Raw genomic sequence first — 20,169 nt, 5'->3', positions numbered from 1 at the left:
GGCAGTTGCTCCTACGCTCGGATCGGCTGTTGTAGGAGCGGACTCCGTCCGCGATTCTGTTTGGGCGCCTGCCCAGCGTCTCGGCTTGAACTCCAGCTGGCCACGCGCGCGATTCGCCGGCCCTCAGGAATGAATCACTCCGCTTCCCGCCCCAGATGCTCCTTGCGCCACGCCGCCGGCGACATCCCGTACTGCACCGCGAACCAGCGGGTGAACGAGCTGGGCATCGAGTACCCGAGCAAATCCGCGATGCGCCCCAGCGAATAGCGCGGGTTCTCCATGTAGCGCAGCACCAGCTCGCGCCTGACCTCGTTGATCAGGTCGGAGAAGGTCACGCCATTGTCTTCCAGCCGCCGCTGCAGCGTGCGCACGTTCAATCCCAGCGACTGGGCGATCTGCTCGATGGTCGCGCGGCCCATGGGCAGCAGCAGGTAGATGGATTTGCGCACCTCGTTCAGCGTGCTGCCGTCGGTGGCGCCGGGCAGGGAGTCGACGAAGCTGCGTGCGTGACGGGCCATGGCCGGGTCGGCCATGGGATTGGCGGCGTCCAGGTCGGCGGCGGGGATGACGATGCCGTTGAACTCGCTGCCGAACTCGATCTTGCAACCGAACAGCCGGCGATGAACCTGCATGTCCGCCGGGGCGTCGTGGCTGAAGTTGACGCTGACCGGCCGCCAGTGCGGGCCGAGGAGGGCGGCGCAGAGCCGGTAGAGCGTACCCAGGGCCAGCTCCAGGCCCTGGCGCATGGGCATTGGCGGAACGGTGAGGAGCTCCTCGCGCAGGATCGCCATCTTGCCTTCCTGGTCGACGTACAGCGCCAGGGATTCGTTGAGCAGGTGGCGGTAGCGAATGATGGTGTCCATCGCCTCGCGCAGGGTGGCCTGGTGCGACAGCAGCAGGCTGATCACGCCGAAGTCGGCAAGCTGGCGCGATTCGGCCATGCGCAGGCCGAAGGTTTCGCAGCCGCTGATGCGCGCCGATTCCTCCAGCAAGGTCACCGCCGTTGCAACGGGGATGCGTTGCTCCGGGTGTTCGAGCATGGATTGGGAAAGGCCCACCGCACTCAGTTGCTGCTGAGGGTTGAGGCCCAGGTGCCGGGCCACTTCCAGGTAGTTGGTGAGGGCCGCAATGCGAACCATTGGGGTCATGCCGATCGCCTTCTTGTTCTTGTGGTTGCTCCGTGCCGACAGGGCTCATGGGCGCCTGGCGACCGGATTGCACGCTGGCTGGGTCGATGTCGTCAGATTCTATCGGCAGCCGCAAGCAAGCGTGTACGAAGTTTCGTGGTTCATCCAGTGCCGCCGGGCGCTCTGGAATGCGCCGTACGTCCCATGGATTACGGCCTCCGGTGCAGCGGTGGGGCGCTGGGCGGGCAGGGTGCTGTCATCAAATGCGAAGTGCCTGACGCTCAATGCAAAGCACCGCCATCGGTGCATCTCTACTGTCTGTCCAACAAGTTCGAAATCACGGCATAGGTGAATCGGTGAATAACAACAAGACCTCAACCACCGTCCTCATGGTTCCGGGCCTGCGCGACCACGTGGCCGAACACTGGCAGACCCTGCTGCAGCAGCGCCTGCCCAATGTGCGCAGCGTACCGCCGCTGACCGAGAACAAGCTGGACCTGAACGCCCGCATCGACGCCATTCAGCGCGAGCTGGAAAGCATCGAAGGCGAGGTGATCCTGGTCGCCCACAGTGCCGGCGTGCTGATGGTCGCCCACTGGGCGGCGCGCTACAGCCGGCCGATCAAGGGCGCGCTGCTGGCAACACCACCGGACCTGGACGGCGACTGGCCGGCGCATTACCCCAAGCCCCAGGTGCTCGCCGAGCTGGGCTGGGCGCCACTGCCTCTGCAGCCGCTGCCGTTCCCGGCACTGGTTGCCGCCAGCGATAACGATCCTCTGGCGAGTCCGCAGGCCGTCCAGCGCATGGCCCGCCACTGGCGCGCCAGCGTGGTGGAGCTGGGCCGTGTCGGGCACCTCAACCCCGCATCGGGATTCGGCGATTGGCCAGAGGCCGAAGCGCTGATCCAGATGCTCGACAACTGATTCACCGCAACTGACTCAACAGCATTCCCCGGTTCCGGCGTAAACGCCGGGGCAGGACCCCGTGCGCCCCGGCGCAGGGGAAGGGCTGCGGGACGGGCTCGGAAAGCGTCCCGACCACAACAAGAAACGGAGCACACGAATGCATCATCAGAGCAACCCGCACCGCCCCCTGCAGCGCTGCCTGCTGGCGACCGCAGTCCTCGCCGCCATGGCCGGCCAGCCGCTGCAGGCCTTCGAGCTGGACACCGGTAACCCGGACCTGTCGATCCGCTTCGACAACACTGTCAAGCTCAGCTACGGGCAGCGGGTCGAGTCGCCCAACAGCAAGATCGCCGGCACCGCCAACACCAACGACGGCGATCGCAACTTCTCCTCCGGCACCCCGGTGACCCAGCGCTTCGACCTGCTCAGCGAACTGGACTTCGTCTACCGCGATAGCATGGGTTTCCGCCTCAGCGCCGCCGGCTGGTACGACCATGCCTACGATGATGTCGGCTCCGACAACCCGTTCCCCGGCCAGAAGGGCAACGCGGGCCACCTGGTCACCCGCAACGGCACGGTGGTTTCCCCGCGTGGCGCACAACCGGCCACCCACGGCCTGAGCAACTTCGCCGACCGTTACTACAACGGTCCGTCCGGCGAGCTGCTCGATGCCTTCGTCTTCGCAAGCCACCAGGTCGGCGACGACATGCAGCTCAGCGGCAAGCTCGGCCGCCACACCATCTACTGGGGCGAGACGCTGTTCAGCGCCGCCAACGGCATCAACTACGGCCAGTCGGCCCTGGACCTGGGCAAGCTCTACAACGTGCCGGGCACCGAGGCGAAAGAGCTGTTCATGCCGCGCAACCAGCTGTCGGCCTCGCTGACGGTCAATCCCGAACTGACCCTGGCCGCGCAGTACTTCCTCGAGTTCGAGAACTCGCGCTTCCCCGAAGGCGGCACCTACATGGGCCCCTACGACATGCTCAACGACGGCGGCAACGTCTTCTGGCTGCCGCTGCCCGCGCAGAACGCCTTCTACGGCGCCGCGCGCGGCCATGACCGCAAGCCCGACAACACCGGCGACTTCGGCCTGATGGCCAAGTGGAGCCCGGAATGGCTCGACGGCACCCTGGGCTTCTACTACCGCAAGACATCCGACACCCTGCCGGCCGTACTGGTGGATGCACCGAACCTGCACAAGCCGGGTCTGGCCGGTCTGCCGGGGATGAACTACTTCACCGCCTACGCCGACGACATCGACATCTATGGCCTCAGCCTGTCCAAGGAAATCGGCGGCGTCAGTGTCGGCATGGACCTGAACTACCGGGAGAACATGCCGCTGGCGAGCAACTTCACCACGGTCAACTCCACGCTCTATGCAGCGGCCAAGCGCGGCGCGATCAACGGCGCCAACCTGATCGGCGAACTGCCCAGCGACGGCGATACCGGCCTGGCCCGCGGCAAGACCTTCCACGTCGTGCTCAACGGTCTGGTGACCTTCGGCGCCACCCCGCTGTGGGATGCCTCGTCGCTGGCGGTGGAAGGCACCCTGACTCACCTGATCGATGTGACCGAAGGCGAGCAGACCTTCAAGGGCGACTCCAGCTACCACGGTGTCGACAAGGTCACCACCAACGCCTACGCGATGTCGGCCAACTTCACCCCGACCTGGTACCAGGCCTTCCCCGGCGTCGACCTGTCCATGCCCATGTCCTACAACGTTGGCCTGCACGGCAACTCGGCGGTGCAACTGGGTGGCAACGAAGACGCCGGCAGCTACTCCGTCGGCGTGGCCGCGGACTTCCACCAGAAGTACCGCCTGGACCTGAAGTACGTCGACGCCTTCGGCCCCTTCGATACCTGCGAGAGCGGCCGCGACAACAACACCCCCGGCGCCAACGGCCAGTACCAGTGCATCCCCGGCCAGATCACCTCGCAGGGCGGCCTCGCGCCCCTGCTGAAGGACCGCGGCATGGTCACCGCATCCCTGAAGGCCACCTTCTGATTTCACCCCAGGCCTCGACTTCGAGGCAGGAGAAAAACAGCATGAACTTCAAACCCACCCTGATCGCCACCGCCCTCGGCCTGACCCTCTGCGGTCTGGCCCAGGCCGCCGTTTCCCCGCAGGACGCCGCCCAGCTGGGCAGCACCCTGACCCTGGTCGGTGCCGAGAAGGCCGCCAGCAGTGACGGTTCGATCCCCGCGTACGCCGGTGGCCTGACCAGCGCCCCGGCCGGCTTCAAGGCCGGTGACTCCATGCGTCCGGACCCGTTTGCCGGCGACAAGCCGGTGCTGGTGATCGACGGCAAGAACGTCGACCAGTACAAGAACGAACTGTCCGCCACCACCGTCGAGCTGGCCAAGCGTTATCCGACCTTCCGCGTCGACGTCTACCCGACCCACCGTAGCGCCGCGCTGCCGGACACCGTGCTGGAAAACAGCAAGAAGAACGCCGTCACCGCCCAGTCCCTGGAAGGCGGCACCGCCATCGACAACGCGCTGCCGGGCGTGCCGTTCCCGATTCCGCAGACCGGCGCCGAGGCCATGTGGAACTTCCTGCTGCGCTACCAGGGCGTGAACATCAAGGCCAAGTACGATTCCTGGAACGTCGACGCCTCGGGCAGCGCGAACCTCGCCACCACCGGCCAGGCCTTCATCAACTATCCGGTGTACGAAGACCTCACCCAGCCGGTGAAAGGCTCCGAGGTCTACTACCAGATGAAGCTGTACTACAGCGGCCCGGCCCGCCGCGCCGGCGAGGCGATGATGCTCAAGGACGCCGCCAACCCGCTGCAGCAGCCACGCCGCGCCTGGCAGTACCTGCCTGGCCAGCGCCGCGTGAAGCTCGCACCGAACCTCGCCTACGACACCCCCAACCCCGGCATGGCCGGCGCCGGCACCTACGATGACGTGTTCGTCTTCAACGGCGCGCTGGACCGCTACGACTGGAAGCTGGTGGGCAAGCAGGAAATGATCGTGCCCTACAACACCTACCGCCTGACCTACGCCAGCGACATCAAGCCGGTGGTCACGCCCAACCACCTGTCGCCCGACTACGTGCGCTGGGAGAAGCACCGCGTGTGGGTCGTCGAAGGCACGCTGAAATCCGGCGCGCGGCACATCTACGCCAAGCGTCGCTTCTACCTCGACGAAGACAGCTGGGTGGCCCTGGCCTCCGACCAATATGACGCTCGCGGCCAGCTCTATCGCGGCTCCTTCGCCTTCCTCAGCCAGAGCTACGACAAGCGCATCCCGGATGCCACGCCGTTCATGATCTACGACCTGACCGCCGGCTCGTACAACATCAACGGCGTCGTCGGCCCGTACGGCGGCATCAGCTACATCGACCCGCTGGCCAAGACCCAGTGGTCCCCCGAGGCGCTGGCCGGCAGCGGCATTCGCTGACCGCGGGCGGCGGCTCCGTCCGGGGCCGCCGCTGCTCTACCCGAGGAAAGCACCATGCAGATCCCCTTCAAGCGCCTGATGCTCCTGGGCGCCTTGCTGCTGGCGGGCGCTGCCCAGGCAGGTGAGAACGCTGACGGATTCGTCGACGTGCTCGACCTGCCGGCGGCCTACAGCAACATCCCCAGCCGCGTGCCGCTGTTGGCGATCACCCGCGTCGACAAGCGACTGGTGAGCGTCGGCCAGCGCGGCCACATTCTCTATTCCGACGACGGTGGCAGCGGCTGGCGCCAGGCCGAGGTGCCGGTCAGCTCGGACCTGACCGCCGTCTATTTCCCGACGTCGCAGGATGGCTGGGCCGTGGGCCACGATGGCGTGGTGCTGCATAGCGCTGACGGTGGCGTTCACTGGGAGCGGCAGCTCGATGGCCGGCAGATCGGCCAGTTGATGCTCGATTACTACGCCGCCCACCCGCAGCCGGACAACGCCACCTGGCTGGACCAGGCGCGACGGCTGAAGGAGGAGGGGGCCGACAAACCTTTTCTTGACCTGTGGTTCCGCGATGCCAACGAAGGGTTCGTGATTGGTGCTTTCAACCTGATCCTGCGGACCACCGATGGTGGACGCAGCTGGGAACCCTGGATTCATCGCATCGACAATCCCCAGTCCCTGCACCTCACCGCCATGGCGGCAAGCGGCGACGAGTTGTTCATCGTCGGCGAACAGGGCCTGTTGCTGCGCCTCGACCGCCAGCAGGAACGCTTCGTCGCCCTGCCATCGCCCTACGCCGGCAGCTTCTTCGGCGTGGTCGCGCAACCTGGCCTGGTATTCGCCTACGGTCTGCGCGGGCATGCGGTACGCAGCACCGACGGTGGAGAGAGCTGGAGCGCGGTGGACACCGGCCTGCCAGTGAGCCTGACCGCCGCCAGCGTCGACGCCAACGGCCAGCTGTATCTGTTCAGCCAGGCGGGCCAGGGCCTGGTCAGCAATGACCGCGGCGTCAGCTTCAAACCCCTCGAACTGGCCGAGCGCCTGCCGGTCAGTGGCGCCGTGGCCGGCCCCGGCCGCCTGCTGCTGGTCGGCACACGGGGCGTTCGCGAGAACGCCATGCCGGTGCGCTGAGCGCGCCGGCTCTTCACAAGAACAAGAGAGAAAGAGACAGCCTCATGGTCGACCTCAAGCAAGGCGAGATGCCTGTAGTCCGCGAACTGCGGGACTTCGACGCCCACAGCGGCAACCTGCTGGAGCGCCTGGTGTTCAACCACCGTGCGCTGTTCATCGCGCTGATCGCGATGGTCACCGTGCTGCTGGGCTACATGGCCGTGACCCGCCTGGAGATGCGCCCGGCCTTCGAGAAGATGATCCCCCACGGCGATCCTTATATCCGCAACTACCTGGACAACCGCGCCGCGCTGCGTGGCCTGGGCAACTCGGTGCGGGTAGTCGTGGAGAACCCGAATGGCGACATCTTCGACCCGGCCTACCTCTCCAGCCTGCGGCAGATCAGTGACCAGCTGTTCCTCAGCCATGGCGTCGACCGTGCCTGGATGAAGTCGCTGTGGTCGCCGGCGGTGCGCTGGACCGAGGTCACCGAGGAAGGCTTCCAGGGCGGCCCGGTGATGCCCGACGGCTACGACGGCAAGCCCGAGGCCATCGGCCAGTTGCGCCAGAACATCGCCCGCGCCGGCATCGTCGGCAGCCTGGTGGGCAACGACTTCCGCTCCAGCATGCTGGTGGTGCCGCTGCTGGACCGCGACTCGGCCACCGGCAAGGGCATCGACTACCGCGAGTTCTCCCGCGCCCTCGACGAGCTGCGCCTGAAGTACGAATACCTGGGCGATGCCCGAGCCTTCGCCGCGGGCGAAGAGGGCAAGGGTGCGGTGCGTCTGCACGTGATCGGCTTTGCCAAGCTGGTGGGCGACCTGATCGACGGCCTGCTGCGGGTGATGCTGTTCTTCGGCCTGGCGGTGGTCACCGCCTTCGTCATCATATTCTTCTACACCCGCTGCCTGCGCAGCAGTCTGCTGGTGATCGGCTGCTCGCTGATGGCGGTGGTCTGGCAGCTCGGCCTGGTGGCCTGGCTGGGCTATGCGTTGGACCCGTACTCGATCCTCGTGCCGTTCCTGATCTTCGCCATTGGCGTATCCCATGCCACCCAGAAGATGAACGGCATCATGCAGGACATCGGTCGCGGCACCCACAAGCAGGTGGCCGCGCGCAACACCTTCCGCCGCCTGTTCCTCGCCGGCGTCACCGCGCTGCTGTCGGATGCCGTGGGCTTCGCCGTGCTGATGCTGATCGACATCCCGGTCATCCAGGACCTGGCCATCGCCGCCAGCATCGGCGTGGCGGTGCTGATCTTCACCTCGCTGCTGATGATGCCGGTGGCGCTGTCCTATGTCGGCGTCAGCCAGCGCGCCGCCGAGCGAGCCCTGCGCGAGGAACGCCAGGTGGATCGCCGGCAGGGCCTCGGCAAGCTGTGGGCGTTGCTCGATCACTTCACCGAGCGGCGCTGGGCGACTGTCGCGCTGGTCGTGGCGGCGCTGCTGGGCGCGGGTGGGCTGCTGGTCAGCCAGCACCTGCAGATCGGCGACCTCGACGCCGGCGCGCCGGAGCTGCGCGCCGACTCGCGCTACAACCGCGACAACGCCTACATCACCAGCCATTACGCGCTTTCCAGCGACCTGTTCGCGGTGATGGTGAAGACCGCGCCGGAAGGCTGCCTGAACTACCACACGCTGATCCTCGCCGACCGCCTCGGCTGGGCGCTGCAGCAGCACGACGGTGTGCAGGCGACGACCTCGCTGGTCAACGCGGTGCGCCAGATCACCGCCGGCACCTACGAAGGCAACCCCAAGTTCGCCAGCCTGCAGCGCAACCAGGACGTGCTCAACTACGCCGCCCAGCAGGCTTCGGTGAACACTCCGGAGCTGTTCAACACCGAATGCTCGCTGATGCCGGTGATCGCCTTCCTCAAGGACCACAAGGCGCAGACCCTGGATGAAGTGGCCGGCATCGCCGAAAACTTCGCCCGCGCCAACAGCACGCCGGACCGCCAGTTCCTCCTCGCCGCCGGCAGCGCCGGCATCGAGGCGGCGACCAACCGCGTGGTGCGCGAGGCCAACCACCGCATGCTGTTCTACGTCTATGCGGCCGTGGGCATCTTCTGCCTGATCACCTTCCGCAGCTGGCGCGCAACCCTGGTGGCGCTGTTGCCGCTGGTGCTTACCTCGATTCTCTGCGAGGCGCTGATGGTGATGATGGGCATTGGCGTGAAGGTCGCTACGCTGCCAGTGATCGCCCTCGGCGTGGGGATTGGGGTGGACTACGCGCTCTACCTGCTCAGCGTGCAGCTGCAGTTGCAGCGGGCCGGGTTGCCGCTGTCGGTGGCCTATCAGCAGGCGGTAGCGTTCACCGGCAAGGTCGTCGCTCTGGTCGGCGTGACCCTGGCGGCGGGGGTGATCACCTGGGCCTGGTCGCCGATCAAGTTCCAGGCGGACATGGGGATTCTGCTGACCTTCATGTTCCTCTGGAACATGCTCGGGGCGCTGATCCTGATTCCGGCGTTGTCGCACTTCCTGCTCGGTGGCAGGAAAGTCTGAGCCGCCGGTAGGTCAATCGCGGACGGAGTCCGCTCCTACGGGGCATCGGTATCGTAGGAGCAACTGTCTTTACCCGGAAAGTCCCTACCGATGCATCCCCCTCACCCCAGCCCTCTCCCTTAGGGAGAGGGGGCAGCCCGAGCCGGCTGACGCGAAGGTTTCATCCCGCACTGAACGGTCCCCTCTCCCTTAGGGAGAGGGAGCAGCCCGAGCCGGCTGATGCGAAGATTTCATTCTGCACCGTACGGTCCCCTCTCCCTTAGGGAGAGGGAGCAGCCCGAGCCGGCTGACGCGAAGGTTTCATCCTGCACTGAACGGCCCCTCTCCCTTTGGGAGAGGGGACAGCCCTGGCCGGCTGACGCGAAGGTTTCATCCTGCACTGAACGGTCTCTTCTCCCTTTAGGAAAGGGGACAGCCCGAGCCGGCTGACGCGAAGGTTTCATTCTGCACCGTACGGTCCCCTCTCCCCTTGGGAGAGGGTTAGGGTGAGGGACAACCCGAGGGCAGAACTTCCACGTAGCAGCGGACTCCGTCCGCGATCGGGTACATGGCGCAGAGGCCCCCTTTCAATCAAACGCCGGAATCGCCTCCAGCTCATGCAGCAGCCAATCCGCGAACTCCCGCGCCAGGGCCTGGTTGCCGTGGGGCGGGATGATCAGGAAGTAGGGGTGGGGCGCCGGGAAGTCGATGTCGAACAGGCGCACCAGCCGGCCTTCCGCCAATTCCTCGCCGGCCAGGATATGGTCGCTGATGGTCACGCCGCCGCCAGCCAGCGCGGCGCGAATGGTCAGGTAGGCGTCGGGCAGGAAGACGTTCTGTCGCGCTTGCAGGCCGGGCACGCCGGCGGCGAGGAAGTAGCGGCTCCAGTCGAAACCATCGTCCTCGTGCAGCAGCACCTGGCGCGCCAGGTCGCGCGGTTTGCGCAGGTGTTCCTGGGTGTTGAGCAGGCGCGGGCTGCACACCGGGAAGTAGCGGATGTCGCCCAGCGCGGCGAAGCGCTGGCCTTCGATGTGCGTCTCGCCGAAGGAAATCACCATGTCCACCTGGCCCAGGTCGCTACTCATCGGCAGCAGATGCAGGGCGACCTCCTGGTAATTGCGCAAAAACTTCTCCAGCAATGACGACACCCTCGCCAGCAGCGCCGGGGCGCAAGCGATGCGCAGTTCGCCAGCGGGCTCCTCGCTGGGCAGGGCGCGGCGGATGTCGCGCAACTGGTCGAAGGCGCTGCTGATCTGCTGGCTCAACTGCCGCCCGGCTGCGGTCAGCTTCACGCCCTTGCCCTGGCGCTCCACCAGCGCCATGCCGAGCTCTTCTTCCAGCTTCTTCACCTGGTGGCTGACCGCCCCGTGGGTGACGTGCAACTCCAGCGCCGCACGGCTGATGCTGCCTTGCCGGACCAGCGCCTCGAAAGCGCGCAGGGCGATGAGGGAAGGCATTCGGAACGCACTGTTCTGACGCATGGAGAACCTTTTTGTGTGAATTTGACTAACGATTCAGGCGGAAAACTATTGAGTTGTCGTTAGTTAAATTTGCACAGAAGATGTCCTCAAGCCAACACCGATCAACAAGAAAAACGGCTGGAGATCCGCCATGCAGCATTTCGTCGACTTGCTCGGCCTGGGCAAGCGCTACGGCAACCTGCAGGTCCTGAGCGACCTCAGCCTGAGCATTCGCCAGGGCGAATTCCTCACGCTGCTGGGGCCCTCGGGCTCTGGTAAAAGCACCACGCTGATGATGCTCGCCGGCTTCGTCGAGCCCAGCGAGGGGCATATCGAGATGGACGGCCGCGACATCACCCAGCTGTCGCCGGACCAGCGCGATTTCGGCGTGGTGTTCCAGGGCTACGCGCTGTTCCCGCATATGAGCGTGGCGCAGAACGTTGCCTACCCGCTGCGCATCCGCAAGGTGCCGGGCGCGGAGATCGAACGCCGGGTGGCCGAGGTGCTGGAGCGCGTCGGCCTGGCCGGCATGGGCAATCGCGGCATCGCGCAGCTCTCCGGCGGCCAGCAGCAACGTGTGGCCCTGGCCCGTGCGCTGGTGTTCAAACCCAAGCTGTTGCTGCTCGACGAGCCGCTGTCCGCCCTCGACCGCCGCCTGCGCCAGGAAATGCAGGGCGAGCTGGCGCGCATGCACAAGGACTTCGGCACCACCTTCGTCTTCGTCACCCACGACCAGGAAGAAGCCCTGGCACTGTCCGACCGCATCGCCGTGTTCAACAAGGGTCGCCTGGAGCAGGTCGGCACCCCGCGCGAGGTCTACGAGCGCCCGGCCAGCCGCTTCGTCGCCAACTTCCTCGGCGACACCAACCTGCTGGAGGTCGGCGTGGTTGGCCGCGAGGCTGAAACGACACTCTGCGATTTCCGTGGCCAGCAACTGCGCGTGGCACACACGGCCCAGGCGAGTCAGGCCGGCAAGAGCTGGCTGGCGGTGCGCCCGGAACACATCGACCTGCGCCCGCTACAGGACGCCGGCCGCGACAACGGCCTGTGCGCCACCGTTGGTAACGCCACCTACCAGGGCGCCCACGTCAATCTCGAACTGACCCTGGAGCAGGGCGAGCGCCTCGACCTGCGCCTGCCGGTCGCGCACCCGCTGTTGGCTGATCTGCGCAGCGGCCAGCGCTACTGGTGCAGCTGGTCGCCGCAACACTGCCACCTGTTGTCCGCCTGACATTCGCATAACGAAAACAACGATCGGCCAGCAATCACAGGGGAAAAATCACAATGAAAGAACGCCAAGGCTTCATCGAAGACGCCATCGAAATCGCCGCCCAGAAGGGCGAGCGCGCCGGCATCAGCCGCCGCGATTTCAACCGCAGCCTGCTGCTGCTCGCCGCCGCCAGCGCGCTGCCGTTCGGCACCGGTGGCCGCGCCTTCGCTGCCGGCGGCAACCTGGTGGTGGCCAACTGGGGCGGTGATGCGGTGCCGGCCTTCGAGAAGAGCTACGGCGGCTTCAACGAGGCGGCAGGGCTGTCGTTGAAGATCGATGGCAGCGGCCCCACCGAAGGCGCGCTGAAGACCCAGGTCAGCAGCGGCGCGGTGCGCTGGGACGTGTGCGATGGCGAGATGTATTCGTCCTACCGCCTGGGCAAGGACAAGTTCCTCGCGCCCATCGACTTCGGCATCGTCGACAAGTCGCTGATCGGCTACGGCGACGTGCATGATTTCGGCCTCGCCAACTACACCTACAGCTACGTGATCGGCTACGACCACGAGCAGTTCGGCAAGAACCCGCCCAAGTCCTGGGCCGACTTCTGGGACGTGAAGAAGTACCCGGGCAAACGCACGCTCTACAAATGGATGAGCGCCAACCTCGAATGCGCGCTGCTGGCCGACGGCGTGCCGCCGGAGCAGCTCTATCCGCTGGACGTGGACCGCGCCCTGCGCAAGATCGAGGAATTGCTGCCGCACATTGCCACCCACTGGTCCACCGGCGCCGAGTCGCAGCAACTGATCCGCGATGGCGAAGTGAGCATGGCGCAGATGTGGCACACCCGCGCCGAGCTGGTGAAGAACGACACCGGCGGCAAGATCGACTGGAGCTTCGACGGCGGCATCGTCTCGCCTTCGGTGTGGATGGTGCCGAAGAACAACCCGGCCGGCGCCAAGGCCGCCATGGAGTTCATCGCCTATGCGCTGCGGCCGGAGGTGCAGGCCAAGCTCATGGAGGTCTACAACATGGGCCCGGTGAATCTTGCGGCCAACGACCTGCTCAGCGCCCAGTTGCAGGCGATCAACCCCACCGCGCCGGACAACCTGAAGAAGCAGGTGTCGCTGAACAACAAGTGGCACGCCGAACACTACGGTGAAACCCTGGAGCGCTACCTCGCGCTGATCGGTGGCTGAGATGCGACGTTTCGCACCGGGCGTGCTGCCGGTCTACGGCCTGCTGATCCTGCCTCTGCCGCTGCTTGTTATCGTCGGCTACCTGCTGCCGACCCTCGGCGTGCTGGGTTGGAGCTTCAGCCTGCCGGAGTGGGGCACGCAGAACTACGCGGCCATCGCCGACAACGCCAACCTGCAGGCAGTGATCTGGCGCACTTTGCGCATCTGCCTGCTGACCACCGCGATCAGCGTCGCCATCGCCTACCTGATTGCCTACCGCTGGCGTTTCGCGACGCCGCGCGGCCGGCAGCTGATAGAACTGTTCGTGCTGCTGCCGTTCTGGCTGTCGATGCTGATCCGCGCCTTCGCCTGGCTGGTGCTGCTGCGCAACGGTGGCCTGGTCAGCCAGGGGCTGATGGCCACCGGCTGGTTCGACGCACCGCCGCCGCTGGTGCGCAACGAACTGGGCGCGCTGATCGGCATGGTGCACTTCATGGTGCCCTATGCGGTGCTGCCGCTGCTGTCCTCGCTCAAGCAGGTGGACGACAGCCTGCTGCGGGCTTCCAGCAGCCTGGGCGCCAGCCACTGGCAGACGCTGAAGGACATCTTCATCCCGCTGACGCTGCCGGGTGTGGTTGCCGCATCGGCCATCGTCTTCGTCTTCAGCCTCGGCTGCTTCGTCACCCCGGCGCTGCTGGGCGGCGGCAAGGCGGCGATGCTTGCGGAGTACATCTACGTGCAGATGTTCCAGCTCTCCAACTGGGGCCTGGGCGCCGCGCTGAGCATCGTACTGATGCTGCTGGTGGTGGGATGTGCGCTGCTGTTCGGACAACTCATCGGCTACCGCCGCCTGCTCGGGAGGGCTGAGCTGTGACTCCGCAGGGAACCTATCTCTCCGCCATGCCCAAGGGCGTGAAAAAGCCGCAACTGCCACGCCCGCAGGTCGGCCGCTGGCTGTCCTGGGCCGCCCTGGCGCTGTCCGCGCTGTTCCTGCTGTTGCCGATCCTGGTGATCGTCCCGCTGTCGTTCGGCAACCAGCGCTACCTGGCCTTCCCGGACGGCGGCTGGTCGCTGCGCCACTACGCGACGCTGTTCGACGGCGCCTGGCTGGTGTCGATCCTGCAGAGCCTGGGCCTGGCCCTGGTGGTTGGCGCGCTGTCCACGGCACTGGCCTTCCTGTTCGCCACCGGCATCTGGCTGCAGCGCCGGCACCGTACCCTGCTGACCGCCATCGTGCTGCTGCCGATGATCGTCCCGCAGGTGGTCTCGGCCATGTCGATCTACTACCTCGATGCGCGCCTGGGCGTGCTCGACAGTCTGCTGGGCGTCGGTTTCGGCCACCTGCTGATGGCGCTGCCGTACTCGGTGATCGCCATGCTGGTGGCTTACGCGCGGCTCGACCAGAGCCTGTACAAGGCCTCGCGCTCCCTGGGTGCCGGGCTCTGGCCGACGCTGTGGAACGTGCTGCTGCCCAATGTGCGCGGCGGTGTGCTCGGCAGCTTCTTCATGGGCTTCGTGATGAGTTGGGAAGAGGTGGTGGTGACCCTGTTCACCAGTGGCCTGAACGTGGTGACGCTGCCCAAGCGCATCTGGGACGGCCTGCGCTACAACCTCGACCCGGCGATTGCCGCCGTGTCCACCCTGATGATCGTCCTCACTCTGGTGGTGATGTTGGTGCGCCTGTACCTGGCGCGACAGCAACCACCCAGCTGACTGTTTCAACCCCGCATACGGCCGCCCGATGGCGGCCCCAAACAAAAACACCTGTGTCGCTCGCACCTTGTCCCTGAGGAGGGAATCCCCATGCTTACTGCTTTCCCCGCTCGCACCTACCGCCAACGCGTCGAAGCCGTCAAACGCCGCATGGCCGACCGTGGCCTGGATGCCCTGGTGGTCAACTACCCGGACAACATCAACTACCTGAGCGGCTTCGACAGCCTGGGCTTCCTCTGGTACCAGGCGCTGATCATCTCGCCGAAGCTGGCGGAGCCGGTGTTCCTCACCCGCACCAGCGAGGAGCCCTGCACCTGGGAGCTGTCGTGCATCAACGAGGCGATCTTCTATGACATCGCCAAGCAGGACCCGCTGAAGATCGTCGCCGACGTGCTGGCCCAGGCCGGCCTGTCCCAGGCGCGCATCGGCCTGGAAATGACCGCCTCGACCTTCTCCCCGGCGCAGTACAACGCGCTGCTGGGCTACATGCCCGAGGCACGTTTCGAAGACGCCGGCCCCCTGGTCGCCGAGAACCGGCTGATCAAGACCGCCGAGGAAATCGAGTACCAGCGCAGCGCCGCGCGCATGGCCGACCAGGGCATGCTGGCCGCCTTCGAGGCGCTGCGTCCGGGCATCTCCGAGGTGGAAGTGGCGGGCATCGTCGCCAACGCACTGGGCCGCGCCGGCAGCGAGTACTCGGCGATCAGCCCGATGTGCGCCACCGGCCGCCGCAGCACCATGACCCACGCCATGCCGCACCGCCAGACCATCAGCCATGGCGACGTGGTGATCCTCGAACACGCCGGCGTATGCAACCGCTACCACGCCATCCTCATGCGCACCGCGGTGATCGGCAAACCCAGCCCGCGCGTGAAGGAAGTCGCGACCCTGCTCACCGAGGCCTTCAACGCCGCCATCGAGATCGCCAAGCCGGGCACCCCGGTGGGCGAGGCCAACCGCGTATGCAACCAGATCCTCGACCGCATCGACCTCTCGCGCACCCGCGTGCACCGCATCGGCTACAGCCTGGGCCTGGCGTACCCGCCGACCTGGCTGGAAGCGATGATGGTGGACGAGGCCGACGACCACGTGTTCCAGCCGAACATGTCGTTCTCCATCGAGCCCAACCTGTCCTTGTACAACGAAGGCTTCGGCATCAAGCTCGGCGACACCGTGCTGTGCGGCGAGAAGGGCTCGGCAAGCCTGTCGGAGTTACCGCCGGAACTGACGATCATCGACTGATACGGGCTCGCCTTCAGCCGTATAACGTCGGTGGGCGGCCTCGCCGTGCTGGAAGCACTGTCTTCGGCCGCCCGCCTGGTTCTCCGGCTGACTGCGAACCCGCATGGATGTACATGAAGCGTGTCTGCGCCTGCGGGCGCAGTGATGGAAACCGAGGGCTTCTGATGAGTCACACGATGGATGTTTTCTGGCACGACGACGTGCTGCGTCACGACACCGCCGCCGGCGTGTTCGAGGCGCCGCCCAGCGACCTGCTGGCCGAACAGCTGCTGCACCCGGAGAGCAATCCCCGGCTGCTCAACATGCGCGCCATCCTCCAGCGCGGGCCGGTCGCCGGCTCATTGCGCTGGCATGAAGGCCGCCACGCCAGCGAAGAAGAACTGCTGCACTTCCATGATGCCGACTACCTGCGTGGCATCTTCGAGGCGGATGCCGCCGGCAAGCGCTTCAGCAGCACCACGCTGATGTCCGCTGGCAGTCTCGCCGGGCTGCTGGCCGCCGCCGGCACCAGCCTGGCGGCCCTGGAGAGCGTATTGGCCAGCGGCCATCCGGCCATGGCCCTGGTGCGCCCGCCGGGTCACCACGCCGCTCCAGCCATGGCGGACGGCTACTGCTTCTTCAACCACGCCGGGATTGCCGCGCGCGCCGCACAGGCGGCCGGTCTGGAACGCGTCGCCATCGTCGATTGGGACGTACACCACGGCAACGGTACGCAGGAAGGCTTCTACGACGATCCCTCGGTGTTCACCGTCTCGCTGCACATGGACCACGGCGCCTGGGGCCCGAGCCATCCGCAGACCGGCGCGGTGGACGAGCGCGGCTATGGCGCGGGGCTGGGCAGCAATCTCAACCTGCCGTTGCCGATGGGTTCCGGCGACCAGCTGTATGAAATGGTCTTTGCGCGCTTCGTCGAACCGGCGCTGCGTGCGTTCAAGCCGGACCTGCTAATCATCGCCAACGGCCTGGACGCCTCGCAGTTCGACCCCAACGGCCGCCAACTGGTGACCATGCAGGGCTTCAACCGCCTGGCCCGCCGCGCCCGTGCGCTGGCCGACGAGTTGTGTGCTGGGCGGCTGCTGGTGGTGCAGGAGGGCGGCTACAACCCGGCGTACAGCGCGTACTGCTTGCATGCGGCGACCCAAGGTTTCCTCGGTGAGCCGTCATCGCTGCCCGATCCGCTGGCCTACATGCCGGAACCGGCGGCGCGGGTGGAGGCGGACCTGGCAGCGCTGGATACGCGATTGGCAACTGCGGGATGGAAGTTCGCCTGAGACCCCGGCGCGGTTCGTTCGCGCGGGCTGGCTGCCTTGCTGGGAGCAACAGCTTCTTGCGGGATACTCCGTGCCGATGCCCCCCTCACCCCAGCCCTCTCCCAAGGGGAGAGGGAGCCGATTCTGCCGACTGACGCCAGGGTTTCAACCTGCACCGAACGGTTCCCTCTCCCGCTTGCGGGAGAGGGCTAGGGTGAGGGGCTCCTGACTTTGTAGGAGCGGACCTTGTCCGCGATGCGCCGTCTGGCCCGGCGTCGGGTAGGTTAGCGGGCAATCTCACCCCGACAACCGTACCGACGGCGGACTATCGGTCGCCCTGCGCACTAGCGGTGATTGCGATAGCGCTCGGTCAAGGATTGCACACGGGTGACGTAGGTTTGCGTCTCCTCATAGGGAGGTACCCCGTTGTACTTGTCCACGGTCATTTCGCCGGCGTTGTAACCGGCCAATGCCAGCGTCTGATTACCGTTGAAGCGCTTGAGCAGCCACGCCAGGTAGCGCACGCCGCCGCGAATGTTCTGCCGCGCGTCGAACGGATCGTTCACGCTGAAGCGCTCGGCAGTCTCAGGCATCAGCTGCATCAGACCCTGCGCGCCGGCCAGGGAAATGGCGTCGGGGCGAAACGCCGATTCGGCGTGGATCACCGCACGGACCAATGCCCTGTCGACCCCATAAGAGATCGAGGCGGCTTCGATCTCGCGCCGATACGAGCGGGTATCCAGGCGCAGCGAGGCGACCCTGAAATCCTTCGGCATCCGGCACAGGTAGCAGCCCTTGATGTAATTGACGTCAATGACATCGACCCGTGCGGAGATGCCAACGGGGCGTCGACTGACATACTGGCGAACACCCTTGTGGACGAAGGTGTACACCCGAATCCGCCCAGGGCCTGGGTCGTCGTCCCCTGCAAGCCTTGGCAAGGCCTTTGCCTTGGCGCCAACTCTTGCGGCGCGATCCAGGCGAGTGCAGTGGGCGCTGGCGATGGTCTGGCTGGTATAGCGGACGGTTCCATCCCTGGCCTGGCACTTGAACTGGGCGCTGGCGTAAAGGGGAGCGACCAGCAGCGCCAGTCCGAAACATCCTGGAAGGGCCCATCGCCATGCTCTGGAACTCATCGCATCGCTCCGCGCCGTGGGCGCCGATCAGGGCAGGGCGGGGCGCCTGACCTGGGAAACTGGGAAACATCATCAAGGGCCGTCATTACCGGGGCGCCAGGTAGGCTCTGCCCCGGAGGATTCAGGTGCTGGCCAGGCTCCAGGACTTCCCTGGGGGCAGACCCAGGGGTTCATCCTGAGTGACCAGTTATAGCCCTTTTATCTGACCGTGGAGCCTGTGTTGACGTACGGGCGATTGGCACGTTCAGAACTTGAAGTCGTCCCGACTTGCGAAGGAAGTGTGCACGTCCGATCTGATGGTGGGGTCAGGAATGTGAGCAGAGGCTGGAGCCAGCGCGGGGCAGGGTTCGAGTAGTCGAGGACAACACGCCGCTGGTTATTCGCCCTACGATACTGCCCCGTCACCCAGCAGAAAGTGCGACCGAACCTACGGCCAACCCGGCAAAAGTCCCACAGCAGCTGCATTAGAGTGTTTTTTCCACGTCCGTCAAAACAGGGAAAGTCCGCCATGACCACCGAAGCGCTGTTCCGCCGCGATGCCTACCTCACCTCCTGCGACGCCCATGTCCGCGAGATCACCGACACCGGCGTACTGCTCGACCGCACCGTGTTCTACCCCCTGGGCGGCGGCCAGGCCGGCGATAGCGGCTGGCTGACCCTGGGCGACGGTGTGCGGCTGCGTATCGCCGATGCGCGCAAGTCTCCGCTCGACGGCGCGAGCCCGGATGATGTGCTGCATCTGATCGCCGAGGAGCAGCGCGATCAATTGGCCGGGCTGCGCGCAGGCCAGCCGGTGCATGTCGAGATCGACTGGGAACGCCGTCTGCGCCATATGCGACTGCACACCGCCTCGCACCTGATGTGCGCGATCCTGCCGTACCCGGTGGACGGTTGCAGTATCACTGCCGACTACGCTCGGCTGGATTTCGTGACCACCGAGCCGCTATCGCGGGAAGACATCGACGCGCGCCTGGCCGAACTGGTCGCCAAGGCCAGCGACGTGACCATCGATAGCATCAGTAACGAGGCGTTGGCGGCCAATCCGGAGCTGGTGCGGACCATGAGCGTGAAGCCGCCGATAGGTTTTGGCCAGGTTCGCCTGGTGCGTATCGAGGGCATCGACCTGCAGCCGTGCGGCGGGACGCACGTGGCGAACACCGCCGAGATCGGCGGGGTGCGCGTGTCGAAGATGGAGAAGAAGACTGCGCGGACGCGGCGCGTGGTGTTGGCGCTGGACTGAGGGTAACGCAGCGTCCTGCGGATGCTTTCGCGGGCATGGCCCGCTCCTGCAGGTTGGTGGTGGCGTAGGAGCGGACTCTGTCCGCGATCGATCCACCGCCACGCCTATTCGTCCGGGCGTTGGGCGAAGCCAATCGCGGACGGAGTCCGCTCCTGCCTGATCGGTCTGTGCTCCGGTCAGCCCTCACCCTACCCCTCTCCCAGGGGGAGAGGGAACCGTTCGGTGCAGGATGAATCTTCGGCGTCAGCCGGTACGGACGGCTCCCTCTCCCTGGGGAGAGGGCTGGGGTGAGGGGAAAGCATCGGCACGGGCTTCCCGAGAAAGACAGTTGCTTCTACGAAGCCTGCCAGTCCATCGCGGAGCTGGACTCAACCGAGGATGAAATACACCTTGCGCACCGGCGTGAGGTTTTCCCAGGTTCCCTTGAACCCCGCCGCTACCACGAACGAGTCCCCCGGGCCGAAGGTCTTCGCCACGCCGTCCGCATCGGTCAGGCGCACGGTGCCTTCGAGGATGTGGCAGAGCTCGTCGTAATCGCACTCGCACCGCTCCAGGTGCACGCCGGCTTCCCAGATGCCGGCGATGGCGTTCTTTGCGGGCGCCGCGAAGTGCCGCCAGCTGCGGCTCTGGTAAGGCGCGTCGACGATGGCCGGGTCGTTGATCTCACGCTCCTGGGGCGCGAGATTGGGGTTGGCGAAATCGATGACGTGGTTGGGCAGGGTGGACAT

At 66.0% G+C, this 20,169-nt stretch carries 16 protein-coding genes; 12 read left to right on the top strand and 4 right to left on the bottom strand.

Translation table 11 applies throughout. The features are described from left to right. Positions 1 to 134: 134 nt before the first annotated feature. Positions 135 to 1,139 (bottom strand): AraC family transcriptional regulator, encoded by a 1,005-nt coding sequence (locus tag JVX91_RS20680; RefSeq protein ID WP_205340061.1) that lies wholly within the window; start codon positions 1,137 to 1,139, stop codon positions 135 to 137. A 344-nt stretch (positions 1,140 to 1,483) separates the two neighbouring features. Between JVX91_RS20680 and JVX91_RS20675 the strand changes: the two genes are divergently transcribed. The 5 genes from JVX91_RS20675 to JVX91_RS20655 all read left to right on the top strand — a co-directional run bounded on the left by JVX91_RS20675 (position 1,484) and on the right by JVX91_RS20655 (position 9,036). Then, entirely contained in the window at positions 1,484 to 2,050 is a 567-nt protein-coding gene (locus tag JVX91_RS20675) for an alpha/beta hydrolase (protein WP_205336019.1), read from the top strand. 139 nt (positions 2,051 to 2,189) lie between these two features. Further along, complete coding sequence (locus JVX91_RS20670) at positions 2,190 to 4,037, top strand: DUF1302 domain-containing protein (RefSeq protein ID WP_205336018.1); 1,848 nt, start codon at positions 2,190 to 2,192, stop codon at positions 4,035 to 4,037. A gap of 41 nt (positions 4,038 to 4,078) precedes the next feature. Then, positions 4,079 to 5,437 (top strand): DUF1329 domain-containing protein, encoded by a 1,359-nt coding sequence (locus tag JVX91_RS20665; protein ID WP_205336017.1) that lies wholly within the window; start codon positions 4,079 to 4,081, stop codon positions 5,435 to 5,437. Positions 5,438 to 5,491: 54 nt separating this feature from the next. Continuing rightward, positions 5,492 to 6,556 (top strand): YCF48-related protein, encoded by a 1,065-nt coding sequence (locus JVX91_RS20660; RefSeq protein WP_205336016.1) that lies wholly within the window; start codon positions 5,492 to 5,494, stop codon positions 6,554 to 6,556. Positions 6,557 to 6,600: 44 nt separating this feature from the next. Continuing rightward, positions 6,601 to 9,036, top strand: coding sequence for an MMPL family transporter (locus tag JVX91_RS20655; RefSeq protein WP_205336015.1), 2,436 nt, complete (start codon positions 6,601 to 6,603; stop codon positions 9,034 to 9,036). A 566-nt stretch (positions 9,037 to 9,602) separates the two neighbouring features. Here JVX91_RS20655 and JVX91_RS20650 read toward each other — a convergent pair. After that, a complete protein-coding gene (locus JVX91_RS20650) occupies positions 9,603 to 10,472 on the bottom strand; it encodes a LysR substrate-binding domain-containing protein (RefSeq protein WP_045207678.1) in 870 nt (289 codons plus the stop codon). A 154-nt stretch (positions 10,473 to 10,626) separates the two neighbouring features. Between JVX91_RS20650 and JVX91_RS20645 the strand changes: the two genes are divergently transcribed. From JVX91_RS20645 to JVX91_RS20620, 6 genes are all read left to right on the top strand, one after another. Continuing rightward, positions 10,627 to 11,706 (top strand): ABC transporter ATP-binding protein, encoded by a 1,080-nt coding sequence (locus JVX91_RS20645; RefSeq protein ID WP_205336014.1) that lies wholly within the window; start codon positions 10,627 to 10,629, stop codon positions 11,704 to 11,706. Between the two features lie 53 nt (positions 11,707 to 11,759). Beyond that, on the top strand, positions 11,760 to 12,881 hold the full coding sequence (locus JVX91_RS20640; RefSeq protein ID WP_205336013.1) for an ABC transporter substrate-binding protein: 1,122 nt from the start codon (positions 11,760 to 11,762) through the stop codon (positions 12,879 to 12,881). A 1-nt stretch (position 12,882) separates the two neighbouring features. Next, positions 12,883 to 13,734, top strand: a complete 852-nt coding sequence (locus tag JVX91_RS20635) for an ABC transporter permease (protein WP_045207674.1) — start codon at positions 12,883 to 12,885, stop codon at positions 13,732 to 13,734. Next, positions 13,731 to 14,573, top strand: a complete 843-nt coding sequence (locus JVX91_RS20630) for an ABC transporter permease (RefSeq protein ID WP_196913645.1) — start codon at positions 13,731 to 13,733, stop codon at positions 14,571 to 14,573. The genes JVX91_RS20635 and JVX91_RS20630 overlap by 4 nt, the downstream gene beginning before the upstream one ends. A gap of 90 nt (positions 14,574 to 14,663) precedes the next feature. After that, entirely contained in the window at positions 14,664 to 15,815 is a 1,152-nt protein-coding gene (locus JVX91_RS20625) for a Xaa-Pro peptidase family protein (RefSeq protein WP_017517744.1), read from the top strand. A 164-nt stretch (positions 15,816 to 15,979) separates the two neighbouring features. Next, positions 15,980 to 17,086, top strand: a complete 1,107-nt coding sequence (locus JVX91_RS20620; RefSeq protein ID WP_240201634.1) for a hypothetical protein — start codon at positions 15,980 to 15,982, stop codon at positions 17,084 to 17,086. Between the two features lie 323 nt (positions 17,087 to 17,409). Here JVX91_RS20620 and JVX91_RS20615 read toward each other — a convergent pair whose 3' ends face one another. After that, positions 17,410 to 18,201, bottom strand: a complete 792-nt coding sequence (locus JVX91_RS20615) for a lytic transglycosylase domain-containing protein (protein ID WP_205336012.1) — start codon at positions 18,199 to 18,201, stop codon at positions 17,410 to 17,412. A gap of 508 nt (positions 18,202 to 18,709) precedes the next feature. On the opposite strand from JVX91_RS20615, the gene JVX91_RS20610 reads away from it, so the two are divergent. Beyond that, entirely contained in the window at positions 18,710 to 19,441 is a 732-nt protein-coding gene (locus JVX91_RS20610; protein WP_205336011.1) for an alanyl-tRNA editing protein, read from the top strand. A gap of 368 nt (positions 19,442 to 19,809) precedes the next feature. Here JVX91_RS20610 and JVX91_RS20605 read toward each other — a convergent pair whose 3' ends face one another. Next, on the bottom strand, positions 19,810 to 20,169 hold the full coding sequence (locus tag JVX91_RS20605; protein WP_205336010.1) for a cupin domain-containing protein: 360 nt from the start codon (positions 20,167 to 20,169) through the stop codon (positions 19,810 to 19,812).

The organism is Pseudomonas sp. PDNC002 (assembly GCF_016919445.1).
GTDB lineage: Bacteria > Pseudomonadota > Gammaproteobacteria > Pseudomonadales > Pseudomonadaceae > Pseudomonas.
The sequence above is the reverse complement of the archived record's forward strand: the minus strand, read 5'-3'. Positions and strand labels throughout refer to the sequence as shown.